The organism is Adhaeribacter terreus, assembly GCF_042657365.1.
Classification (GTDB): Bacteria; Bacteroidota; Bacteroidia; order Cytophagales; family Hymenobacteraceae; genus Adhaeribacter_A; species Adhaeribacter_A terreus.
Map to the genome: position 1 here is coordinate 225,476 of NZ_JBHSKT010000001.1, position 12,319 is coordinate 237,794.

8 protein-coding genes are annotated in these 12,319 nt (G+C 46.1%); 7 read left to right on the plus strand and 1 reads right to left on the minus strand.

Annotated features, from left to right (window positions below; all coding sequences use genetic code 11):
• Positions 1-108: 108 nt before the first annotated feature.
• Entirely contained in the window at positions 109-3,795 is a 3,687-nt protein-coding gene (locus tag ACFPIB_RS01090) for a T9SS type A sorting domain-containing protein (protein ID WP_378015566.1), read from the plus strand.
• A gap of 212 nt (positions 3,796-4,007) precedes the next feature.
• Here ACFPIB_RS01090 and ACFPIB_RS01095 read toward each other — a convergent pair whose 3' ends face one another.
• Positions 4,008-4,772 (minus strand): hypothetical protein, encoded by a 765-nt coding sequence (locus ACFPIB_RS01095; RefSeq protein WP_378015567.1) that lies wholly within the window; start codon positions 4,770-4,772, stop codon positions 4,008-4,010.
• 278 nt (positions 4,773-5,050) lie between these two features.
• Here ACFPIB_RS01095 and ACFPIB_RS01100 point away from each other — a divergent pair, with 278 nt between their 5' ends.
• The 6 genes from ACFPIB_RS01100 to ACFPIB_RS01125 all read left to right on the plus strand — a co-directional run bounded on the left by ACFPIB_RS01100 (position 5,051) and on the right by ACFPIB_RS01125 (position 12,314).
• Positions 5,051-5,764 (plus strand): polysaccharide biosynthesis/export family protein, encoded by a 714-nt coding sequence (locus ACFPIB_RS01100; RefSeq protein WP_378015568.1) that lies wholly within the window; start codon positions 5,051-5,053, stop codon positions 5,762-5,764.
• Positions 5,765-5,835: 71 nt separating this feature from the next.
• The gene (locus ACFPIB_RS01105) at positions 5,836-8,277 is read left to right on the plus strand and encodes a GumC family protein (protein WP_378015569.1); all 2,442 of its coding nucleotides are present in this window, start codon (positions 5,836-5,838) and stop codon (positions 8,275-8,277) included.
• Between the two features lie 11 nt (positions 8,278-8,288).
• The gene (locus ACFPIB_RS01110; RefSeq protein WP_378015570.1) at positions 8,289-9,044 is read left to right on the plus strand and encodes a tyrosine-protein phosphatase; all 756 of its coding nucleotides are present in this window, start codon (positions 8,289-8,291) and stop codon (positions 9,042-9,044) included.
• 13 nt (positions 9,045-9,057) lie between these two features.
• The gene (locus ACFPIB_RS01115) at positions 9,058-10,035 is read left to right on the plus strand and encodes an NAD-dependent epimerase/dehydratase family protein (RefSeq protein WP_378015571.1); all 978 of its coding nucleotides are present in this window, start codon (positions 9,058-9,060) and stop codon (positions 10,033-10,035) included.
• Between the two features lie 69 nt (positions 10,036-10,104).
• The gene (locus ACFPIB_RS01120) at positions 10,105-11,502 is read left to right on the plus strand and encodes a tetratricopeptide repeat protein (protein WP_378015572.1); all 1,398 of its coding nucleotides are present in this window, start codon (positions 10,105-10,107) and stop codon (positions 11,500-11,502) included.
• 5 nt (positions 11,503-11,507) lie between these two features.
• Positions 11,508-12,314, plus strand: coding sequence for a phosphosulfolactate synthase (locus ACFPIB_RS01125; protein WP_378015573.1), 807 nt, complete (start codon positions 11,508-11,510; stop codon positions 12,312-12,314).
• The last annotated feature ends 5 nt before the right edge of the window (positions 12,315-12,319 follow it).

Here is a 12,319-nt window from a genome sequence, read left to right on the forward strand (position 1 = left end):
TTGGAAAGGTGAGAAAGGAAGTAAGTTTAGCAGGTGTTTTTTTTAGATGAACCTTGCTACCTTTAGTCCGCCTGCTCTCCGCCCGAAACCTTAAATGTTTTGCTCCCTATGAAAAGACCCGTACTTTTTCGCGCTTTTTTGATAGCGTTTTGTTTGGTTGCTGGTTTTAACTTAAGGCTTGCTGCCCAAACTGAATCCGTTACTGATTACCAATTTTCAGCTTATAACGGCACGTTCACGCCTTTGCCAGCTACTGCTTCCGTAGTTTCATTAGCTTCTCCGTTTGCCCAAGCAGTACCAATCGGATTTACGTTCAATTTTGCCGGTGCAAATTATACCACGGTCTACGTTTCTGAACAAGGATTCATTTCATTCAACCCGGCTGCTAAAGGAGAATATGAAAGTAATCTTTCGGGGAATAACGGCCCTATAAACGACCCGTCAACCTCCCGCCCATTGATTGCACCCTTTTGGGATCAATTACGTGGAAATCTTCCGCTTTCAAAGGCCTCTACGATCAACACCGGTTTGCCTGGTAATCAGATTTTTACCTTTGAGTGGTTGAATTATAGGTGGGATGGTTTATCTACGACTTATGTCATTTCTTTCCAGGTAAAACTATACGAAGCCACCGGTCGCATCGAATTTCATTACCGGCAGGAAAGCGGAACACCGTCCAATCCAACAGCTTCCATTGGTCTGGCAGGTACGGCTACCGGGCCAGGTAATTTTCTTTCACTTTCCGATACCGGCCCCAGCCCGAGCGTAAGCTACTTGGTTGAAACTGATAATTTGAGCCAGAAACCGGCCACCGGCCAGGTCTATGCGTTTACCCCGCCGCCGGTGCAGCCCGTAGATGTGCGCATCATTGCCTTAACCGCCCCTCTAGACAGCGGCTGCTACGGTGCCGGCCAGCCGGTTAAATTCCTGCTCAAAAATACCGGCAGCACGGCGCTTAACTTAGCCACCACGCCGGTTACCGTGCAAGCCACCGCCCGCGGCGCTAACGGTCAGAACTTTCCGCCGCTGGTGCTCAATACCGGCACGCTAGCCCCGGGCGCCACTCAGGAAGTAACCGTAGCTACCAATTTCAACATGCAGGCCGCCGGCATGTACCGCTTCAACGCCCGCGCATCTGTTTCCGGCGACGGTAATACTTCCAACGATTCTATGAAAGTGGCTATAAGCCGTACGCAGATGCCTACTTTTTTGCTGCCGCAGGCTGTCAATTTTACCAGTGTGAATGGAAATGGCTCGAATCTTCCAATTCTATTTCCTGGTTGGAAAGAGGCTGGTGGCGCGAATGCACAGTTTACTGGCTCGACCTGGTCCTATCGTGCAGGACTAGGTACTGCTACAAATAATACAGCTTATTTCAGAATGAGCAACGGCAGTGGTTCTTTTAATTCGATCATAAGCCCGAAAGTTGTACCGGGTGCTAGCTCTGTATTGCGTTTTAAAGCCGCCATTACCGATGTTAATAAAACCACCCCGCATGCCACGGGAATAGCCGGGACGAACGATTCGGTAAAAGTGATGGTTTCCACAAATTGCGGACTGAGTTTCACGCCACTTTTTTCCTTTAGCAGCACCAATGCAACAAGCCTCACCAACATGTTATCCGATTTCCAGGCTCCACTTGGTCAATATGCCGGTCAGAATATTATTCTGGGTATCTGTGCTAAGAATGGGAGTCGTGTTTCCGGGCCTATGTACGATTTCCATATTGATGATATTTTTATCGGAACGCCGCCGCCTTTAGATCTAGCCGTTACTTTTTTTGATTCCCCGTTAAAAACAGGCTGTTATTCGGCTACAGAACAGGTTTCGCTTACCCTGAGGAACAATGGCAGCAATAGCCTGAATTTTGCAACCACTCCGGCGGCAGTGCAGGTAAACGTTAGCGGCGCTACTTCCGCTACACTTGCTCATACGTTAAATACCGGTGTGCTTACGCCGGGCGCTACCCAACAACTTACATTGCCTACATTGCTTAACATGCTTCCGGTTGGAACCTATGACTTTACTGCCTTTGCCAAAGTTACCGGTGATCCGGATGCGACGAACGATACCGTTTACACTACGAGGCAGACCGACTCGGTTTATGCTTTGCCGCAAAGCAGCAGTCTTGCCGGTTTTACTGGCACTAATCTTTCAGCCATATTCCCGGGCTGGCGCGAAGCTAGCGGCCTCATTCCTGAAGGTACGCAGTCATCATGGCAGAGCGAAACCGGATTAGGAGGCGCGGGAAATCAAACGATCAAAGTGCAACTTGCTATGAATTTCTTTTACCATTGGATCGTCGGTCCGAAGGTAGTAGCTGGAACGAATACGGTTGTGCGGTTTAAAGCGGCCATTACTCATCACGGCGGATTTACACCAAGCCCGAGTGGCATGGCCAATACCGATGATATGGTGCAAGTGCTTGTTTCTGCTGATTGCGGGGCAAGTTTTTTTCCCATTTATACTTTTAATAGCCAGACCACTGCCGGTTTAAGCAATGTGCTCACGGATTATGGTTTTTCATTGAGCCAATATGCCGGTCAGGAAATTATAGTTGCTTTCATGGCTACCGATGGAACAATAGATAATCCGAATAATTATAACTTTCATCTGGACGATATTTTCATTGGCGACCTACCCCCGGCGGATCTGGGTGTAACGGCTATTCTTTCGCCGGCCCCGGCGGGCTGTTACAGCAATGCTGAACCGGTTAGTGTTACAATCCGCAATTTTGGTACGCAGCCTGTAGATCTGAGCAATACGCCGGTAACAGTTATGGCGCAGGTTAGCGGCGCTACAACCGCAACGCTTTCCGCATTTATAAATACCGGTACCTTGCTTCCGGCCGATACGCTGGTAGTAAACCTGAACCCCGGCCTGAATATGCTCGTCGCCGGAAACTATTTCTTTAAAGCTTACACCAATATTCTGCAGGATAATAACGCCGCCAACGATTCCACGACGCTTGTACGCACCCGTTACCCGCTTGCTTCGCTTCCGCAAAGCATAGACTTTACCGGCTTCACCGATGCCAATTTAAGCCAGGTTTTTCCAGACTGGCGCGAAGCTTCGGGAAAGGCGCCGTCGGGTACAGCCTCTAACTGGAAACACGCCATGGGTTTAGGCAGCGCACAGAACACCACGGCTAAAATTTACCTGGGTTCGGTTTGGGAAAAAGGCTGGCTTATCGGACCCATGTTCACGCCAAATCACAATACCCGCTTAACGTTTGAAGCCGCTATTACCGAGTGGTTTAACCTCAATCCGGACCCAACCGGCCTGGCCGGCACCGACGACAGCGTAAAAGTGATGATCTCGGAAGATTGCGGCGCTACTTTTCAAACGCTGTTCGTATTCGATTCGGCTAGTACCGTAAATCTGAAAGATTCGCTCACCACTTATTCCATGCCGCTGGGCGCCTACAAAAGCAAAGAAATCACCATCGCTTTTTTCGCGACCGATGGCCTTACAGACGACCCAAGCGAATATGCGTTTCACCTTGATAATATCCGGATAGAAGATATTATGGGTATGAAAGATGAAATTACTGCTGCACCGTTGCTGGTTTATCCAAACCCAAACCAGGGAATATTCTATGTAAACCTGAATGGTTTTGAAAAAGAAGTAACGCTTACGCTTAGCTCGCTTTCCGGGCAGGAGGTAATACAAAAAACCGTAAAAGCCGCAGAAAAACGCTATGCTTTTGAGATTAAAAACCTGAAGCCGGGTATTTATGTGCTCAAAGCCGTTTCGGAAAATCAAACCCGCGTGTGTCGCGTGGTGGTGCAGTAAGTAGGACGAATGAGGAAAGATAAAAGACTTTTTTGACTTAAAAGCATACCGTTTTTTTGTTGGCCTTTAAACAAAAGTAGCGCAGGGTTTAAACCCTGCGCTACTTTTGTTTCATAAACGCTAAAATTTGCCTGGGAAAAGTCTGAATCTGAAAAAAAACGGTATGCTTTTAAGGCAAAAAAGTCAGGATGTTCAATTACACTTCTAAAAACTTAATCGTAGTAAAATTCCTGCGGCAGCTTTTTATAGATCGGGAATATCCAGCCCAGTTTAATGCCGTAAAGCAGATCCAAACGGCTGGCATCGTCTTTCCGCATCTGGTCGAAATTATATTCGCGGCGGTTTTTGGTAAAGGCCTGGGTAAACTCCAGATTCGCAAAAAAGTTAATGCGGCGGCGTTTGTCCAGGTACATATAACCCAGGTTCTGCGTAATTGCCAGGCCGTTGGTCAGGCGGTCGTAGCCTTTCTGATATTCGCCCCGGATCTGCGGGAGCGAACGCGTTACATCTTCGTAATTGATTTTGTGCTGCATAAAACCCACGCCGCCCATAATAAAGAACCCTGAATTTACGCTCGCCCGGCCAACCGGCGCCGAAAATAATTTGCCGGCTTTAAATATTGGCAGCTTAATGCCGCGCTCTGTGATCCGGACATCGGCATCTAACCCGTCTTCACCAAGTAAAAATCCATCCTGCGTCCGCAGGCTATCCAGCGGTCTTTCTTTTATTGTTTCACCGAACAAGTAGCTGAAATCGGCACCGAAAAGCCAGTTCGTTTTTGTTTTAAACAGGAAGCCGCCGCCTACTTCAAAATTGTTTCCGAAACGTTGGGCCATATCACCGCCACTCAGATCGAACCCGCCGCCTGCATAGATCATCGGAACATGCATCAGCGAATCGGTTTTCCGCGATTGAGCTTCCGCTTGCGAAGAAAAGAACTGCAGAAAAATGGCAACAGCAAGAATATATTTCGGCACAGGTTTAGAAAACGGTAGGGTTAAAGCACTAAAAACTACTGAAGCAAAGTTACGGTAAATTCCGTAAGCACCCGAAAAATAATTTCCCGGAAAGGTTAGTTATAGCGCTTTAAATGCTTACTTTGCACTTTATTGCCAAAATACCGTAAACCGAACTGTTAACCAGAAGCTATATTTTTTTAATGCTGCTCCCTTTATTATCTAAGTTATCCCGCTACAGCTGTTTTTTCCTGCTTTTTGTTTCCCTTTGGTCCTGCAGTGTTTACCGCCAGAATATTATGTTCCGCACCGACGGCGACATGAATATGGATAAAATGCGTGCTTCGCTGGCAACCGCTGAAAAGAATTACGTCATTCAGCCCAACGATTATCTCGATGTTCGTGTGTACACCAACCGCGGCGAACGTATTCTCGACCCGAACGGTGAGATTCTGCGTAACCTTTCCTCTGGCGGCGTATTGCAAAACCAGATGGAAGAAAAACCCCGCTTTCTGGTGCAAAGCAACGGTATTGTTAAACTGCCAATGGTAGATTATGTAAAAGTAAGCGGCCTGACTTTATTGGAAACCGACAGCCTTTTGCAGGTAATGTTCACCAAATTCTACAAAGATGTTTATGTAATTACCAAGGTATTGAACAACCGCATTATTGTATTGGGGGCACCGGGCGGAAAAGTCATTCCCATGACAAACGATAATATGAACCTGATCGAAGTGCTGGCAGCTGCCGGTGGCGTTGATAAAACTGGTAAAGTGCATAATATCAGGCTTATACGCGGCGATCTGCAGAACCCGAGTGTACAGGTTATAAATCTTTCAACCATAGAAGGCATGCGAAAAGCAGCTTTAAATGTAGAACCAAACGATATTGTGTACGTTGAGCCGGTGCGCCGCGTATTCCTGGAAGCTTTGGCAGATTATATGCCGGTATTCAGCGCGTTAACCGGCGTGCTTACCACGTATATCGTTATTAAAGATCTGGTTCAAAACTAATTGTAAAATAAGAACGAATAGTTTTTTTCGTTATCTCTCCGGGTTTTACCCGAATCAATCCTGAAAAATTAATGGCATCTACCCATACCACTGAGCTGGAAGAACTCGAAACTAAACCTGTAATGCTGGAATCGGATGAAGATGGCGGCGGATCTGATTTTGATCTGGAAACGCTTATTCTGGTTACCCGCAAAAGTCTGATCTGGCTCTTATTACTGATTACGCTTGGTCTGGCCGGCGCTTTCCTGGTTATTCGTTATACGCCAAAGCTTTACATGTCTACCTCGTTGTTAAAGATCGACGAGCAATCGGAAGCTGGTGCTTTGGGCCTGAATAAATTAGGCGAAGTCGATAACCGGGCCAATATGAACAAGCTTTCCGGCGAAATTGAATTGCTGAAATCCAACCTGATCTATGAGCGTTTGCGCGAAGAACTTGACCTGGAGGTGAATTACTATGTGCGCGGTAAAGTTTTAAGCCAGGAATTATATAAATCTTCGCCTTTCGATGTGATCTTTAAAGTAAAGAACGATGCCCTTTACGATAAGGAAATTGATATTAATGTACTGAACGACAAACGTTTTCGATTAGCATATGTCCGCGGCGAAGAAACTGTGAGTGCAGAATATAATTTCGGAGAAATAATCAGTAATAACGATTTCGACCTGAAAATTCTGAAAACAGAAGCTTTTAGTGCAGATGTCACAAATCAGAACTATTTCTTTAAAATAAACAGCACTGGCAGCATTCTTAATTACTTAAGCAGAAATCTTTCTGCTCTGATTGTAAATCCGGATGCCCGTACTATCAGCATTTCGTTTCAGGATCATAACCCTTTAAAAGCAAAAGATATTGTTAATAAAGTAGACAGCGTTTACCTGGATCTGAAAAAAGAAACCAAGAATCAGTCTAACGAACAAACTATTTCCTTTTTGCGCGATCAGCTGGACGAAACCAAAAAACAGTTGCAGAATGCGGAAGCCAATCTGGAAGCATTTGCTAAAAGAAATAAGTCTTACGATATAAAAGCCGACGTAGCCGCTTCCCGCGCCAAAATTGAGGCCATGATGAAGGAAAAAGAAGACCTAAGGCTTAAAATTTCCCTTCTGGACGATGTTTCAGCACTTTTATCCCGCAATACACATGTAGATCAGATCGTGCCAACTCTAGGTACGCTGGGCGATCCGCAACTAAGCGAAAAAATTGCTGAATTAGGTAAGTTGCAATCCCGGTTAGAGTTAAACCTGGCTTCTTACCAGCGTACTACTTTTGCAGTAACCTCTGTAGAAACGCAGATCCAGAAACTGAAAAAAGATATCCGGGAATTACTGGTACGAAGCCGCGAATTGCTGCAAAACCAGATTGTGGCAATTAATGCAAATTCCGGAACCGTAGAATCTGAATTGCTAGCCATGCCGCAGAAAGAAACGGAAGCTATTCGCCTGAAACGTTTCTTCGATCTTTACGAAAAATTCTACCTGCTTTTAATGGAGAAACAAGTAGAATTCGGGATTGCCAAAGCGGGTACTACGCCAGATTTTCAGATTCTTTCCCCAGCCAACCTGCCAGGAGCACCCATTTCGCCGAATAAAATAATGGTTTATGCCATCGGCATAGCCTCAGGCTTATTTTTAGGCCTGGGTTTAATCGCGGCCCGATATTTCCTGCACAATACCGTTACGAATATCCGCGAGATGGAGCGGGTAGCAAAAGCACCGGTATTAGGCGTAATTCCTAAATATGAAAAAGAGAAACTCGCCGTATCGAAACTGGTTGTGGACAAAAATCCAAAATCAGCGATCAGCGAAGCCATTCGTTCCATCCGGACCAACCTCGAGTTTATTAGCTCATCCAAAAATAAACGCCTGATCTCGGTAACTTCTACCATAAGCGGGGAAGGTAAAACGTTTGTAGCGGTAAACTTAGGGGGTATTATTGCCTTATCGGACCAGAAAGTGATCATCCTTGATCTGGATATGCGTAAACCGAAAGTGAACCTGGCTTTTGAAGGCGAAAACACCAAAGGGATCAGCACTATTCTCATCGAAAAGCATAGCGTTCAGGAGTGTATTCAATCTTCATCTATTGCGAACCTGCAGTATATTCCGGCTGGTCCAACCCCGCCAAATCCTTCAGAACTGATCCTGACGCCAGCCTTCGATAAGATGCTGCAGGAATTACACGAGATTTACGATGTTATTATTATCGATACGCCTCCCGTTGGTCTGGTTACCGATGCTATGCTTATTATGCGCAAAGCAGATATTCCGATCTACATTGTGCGGGCCGATTATTCGAAAAAAGCCTTCCTGAAAAATATCAATAAACTTACCCGTTCGCACGGCATTGCGAAACTGACCACTATTCTGAACGATGCCCGCAGCTCCGGTTTATATGGCTATGGTTATGGTTACGGCTATGGTTATGGCTACGGCTATGGTTACGGACAAGGGTATTATGAGGAGATCGAAAAAAAATCGTTGCTACAGCGTATAAAAGAACGAATTTCTTAAGGTGATTTGAAATGAAATCGTTTTTCCGGAAAATATTGGGAAGTAGTAAAGCGGCTGATACGGTGGCGGGAAACCTCGCGGACCTGAAAGCGGATATGCACTCGCATATTTTACCGGGGCTTGACGATGGTGCCGAAACGCTGGAAAAATCGCTGGGGCTGGTGGAGAAAATGGTAGGCTTAGGCTATCAAAAACTCATCATGACGCCGCATATCATGGGCGATTTTTACAAAAATACTCCGGAAGGAATTCGGGAGAAACTGGAATTGCTAAGGAATGCTGTGCAGGAAAAAGGCTGGGAAATTCAATTGGATTGTGCCGCGGAATATTACCTGGATGAATGGTTTATCCGCAAGCTTGAAAACAACGAACCGCTGCTGACCTTCGGAGATAATTACCTGCTTTTCGAAACTTCCTACATCAACGAACCCAGTTTTCTGAAGGATGCGGTTTTCCAGATCCAGTCGGCGGGATATAAACCCGTTTTGGCACATCCGGAACGTTATACATATTTGTATGGCAAATTCACCGACCTGGAAAAACTGCGCGAAGCCGGCGTGCTGATGCAACTCAACCTGAATTCGCTGGGCGGCTATTATTCGGAAGGAGCTAAGCGCGTGGCGGAAAAACTGGTAGATGGAAAGCTGGTAGATTTTGCCGGTACCGATGCGCACAGCCAGAAACACCTGCAATTCCTGCAGAAAGCCGTAGCTTCCAAACATTTTGGCAAACTGATGGCGCTGCCTTTACGCAATTCCCAACTTTAATTTTTCTCCGGCAATGGTAGTGGTAACGGGTGCAACCGGCCTGATCGGCAGTTTTTTGTTAGAAGCTTTGCTGCAGCAAGGCCTCGAAGTTCGTGCCATTAGTCGCAGGAGTTTTTCGGGCCAGAACCATAGCGTTTTAACCTGGCTGCAAGGCGACCTGCTGGATCCGGTTTTTCTGGCCGAAGCCTTTGAAGGCGTTTCGCACGTTTTTCATTGTGCCGGTTTGGTTTCGTATTCCCCGCAAGATAAAGACCTGTTACAGCAAACCAATGTAGAAGGAACGGCCAACGTGGTAAATACCTGCCTGTCGCTCGGAAATATTAAACTTTGCTACGTAAGCTCCATTGCCGCGGTAGAAAACGAAAAAAATAAACCCGTAGCCGACGAAGATGCCAAATGGGATCTGAATGCAACGCACAGCGGTTATGCCGAATCGAAATACAATGCCGAATTGGAAGTGTGGCGCGGTATTTCCGAAGGACTTTCGGCGGTAATTGTGAACCCATCTATTGTGCTGGGGCCCGGAAACTGGGAGGAAAGCAGCACGCGTTTATTCCGCTACGTGTTCGAAGAAAAACCCTTTTATACCGCCGGAACCGCCAATTTTGTAGATGTGCGCGATGTAGTGGAAATGATGCTGCAACTGGCTTTTTCGGAAGTGGAAGGGGAGCGTTTTATTCTGAATGGCGGCCAACTTACGTACGAAGATTTTTTTCAGAAAGTGGCCCGTTGTTTCAGCAAGAAAGCGCCGGGAATGAAAGTAGGTTCGGGACTGGCCAGCGTTTTATGGCGGCTGGAACATGTGCGGAGCCTGCTAACCGGAAAACGGCCTTTAATAACCCGCGATACCGCCCGCATTGCCGGCCGCAAACACACATATAGCAGCGATAAAGTAAAAAAAGTGTTAACTTGCGAATTCCGTCCTTTACCGGAAACCATAGCCTGGTGTTGTGCTGCGTTGCAGGAAAAACAGACTCAGGTAGCAGGCTAAACTTTTTATCCCGGCCACGTGTATTGGAAGGAGGAACCGGTACTACGCCGGAGGAACGAACGAGTGAAGATGAACGAAGAATTTGAGGACAGAGAGGAAGCGTTGGAGATAATAAAAAAATTTGAAGACATGCTGGCAAATAATAGTAGCGTGTTTTTCGATTTAGCCGATTTTGAATTCATAATCGACCATTATACTACAAGCTTTAATTATACCAAAGCTATACAGGCCTGCAACACGGCCCTGAATCAATACCCTTTCTCTACGGAATTGCTGATCGATAAATCGCAGATATTGGCCATGGCCGGCGATTTTGCGGAAGCATTGGAGATAATTAAAAGCCTGGAACTTTCGGAGCCCGAAAATGCCGACGTATTGATGACGCACGGCATTATTTATACCCAGCAGGGCGAATTCAGCGAAGCGATTGATTACCTGAAACGGGCAGCGATCATTGCTGAAAACCGCGACGATATTCTCTTTAATATTGGCCTTACTTACCAAAGCTGGGGCAAATTCAATTCGGCCATAAAGTACTATAAAAAGTGCCTGGAAATAAACACCGAAAACGAAATTGCCTTACAGGAACTACTTTATTGCCTGGAAGTTACCGGCGGTCTGGAAGAAAGTATTCCGTTCTTTCAGCAGTTTGTAGACAACGATCCGTATTCGGCGCTGGCTTGGTTTAACCTGGGCATGCTGCATTTTAAACTCGCCAATTTCGAGAAAGCAGTTTCGGCCTTCGATTATGCTACCATTATAAAAAACGATTTTGCCATTGCTTACGTGAACCTGGCGAATGCTTACGTGTGCTTGGGCGAATTTGCCAAATCGGTAGATGCTTTTCACCAGGCTTTGGAGCATGAAGAACCAAGCGCGGATATTTACTGCAACATTGGCGAATGCTACGAGAAAATGGGGCAGTGGGACCTTTCCAGAAGGTATTACCAGAAAGCTATCGATCTGAATCCGGAAATGGACGAAGCCTGGTTTGGCATTGGCGTAATTCTGAATGCGCAGGAAAAATGGTTCGAAGCCGTACATTTCTTTCGCAAAGCTGCCGGCATCTACGACGAAAATCCGGAATACTGGCTTGCTTTGGGTGCCGCGGAATATAACGTTGGCAACATTGTTTCCAGCTTAGAAAGCTACGAAAAAGCCAGTGTGCTTAGCCCCGGTAACCGCGAAGTATGGCTGAACTGGAGCATTATTCTGCACGAACAAGGTAACTACGAAGAAGCTATTGATACCATAAAAAACGCCATTGAGCTTAATCCGGACGATGCTGAGCTGCATTACCGGCTTTGCGCTTATATGCTGGCAGCAGGAAAATACCGCGAAGCATACAATTATCTGGAAAATGCATTAATTTTGGACTTCGATAAGCATAAATTGCTTTTTGAATATTTCCCGGAACTGGAATCGCAGAGAGCCTTGTCCCGCATTATAGACCAATACCGTAAGTAAATTACATGAATTATTTTTTGAATGACCTGCCGGAGCGTGAGGTAAAACCACGCGAATCTGGATATACCATGGCCATGGATAAAGGCCTGAGCGTTCGCGAAGTAGAAGATTTTATTGAAGTAGCGGGCAATTACGTAGACATCGTAAAACTGGGTTGGGCAACTTCTTACGTAGTACCAAATCTGCAGAAAAAACTCGATGCTTATAAAGCAGCCGGAATCCCGGTTTACTTTGGCGGTACTTTATTCGAAGCTTTTGTGATCCGCAACCAGTTTGAAGATTACCGCCGCGTGCTCGATAAATATAAAATGGAATATGCCGAAGTTTCGGACGGTTCTATTGATATGGAGCATGGCCAGAAGCTGGAATATATCCGTACGTTATCGGAGCAGGTAACCGTACTTTCGGAAGTAGGCTCTAAAGACGCTGAAAAGATCATTCCGCCTTATAAATGGATCAAGCTGATGCTGGACGAACTGGAAGCCGGAAGCTGGAAAGTGATCGGGGAGGCCCGCGAAGCTGGTAACGTTGGTTTATTCCGCAGCACCGGCGAAGTACGCAGCGGTCTGGTAGAAGAGATCCTGACCAAAGTGCCTTTCGAGAAAATTCTTTGGGAAGCACCGCAGAAATCGCAGCAGGTTTTCTTTATTAAATTGCTGGGCGCTAACGTAAATCTTGGAAATATTGCTCCAAGCGAAGTTGTGCCTTTAGAAACGATCCGTTTAGGTTTACGTGGCGATACTTTCAGCCATTTCCTGAATCAGAATAACGCTACGCCAAAAATGAATGGCGTAACGCAGAAATTAGATTAAGCATC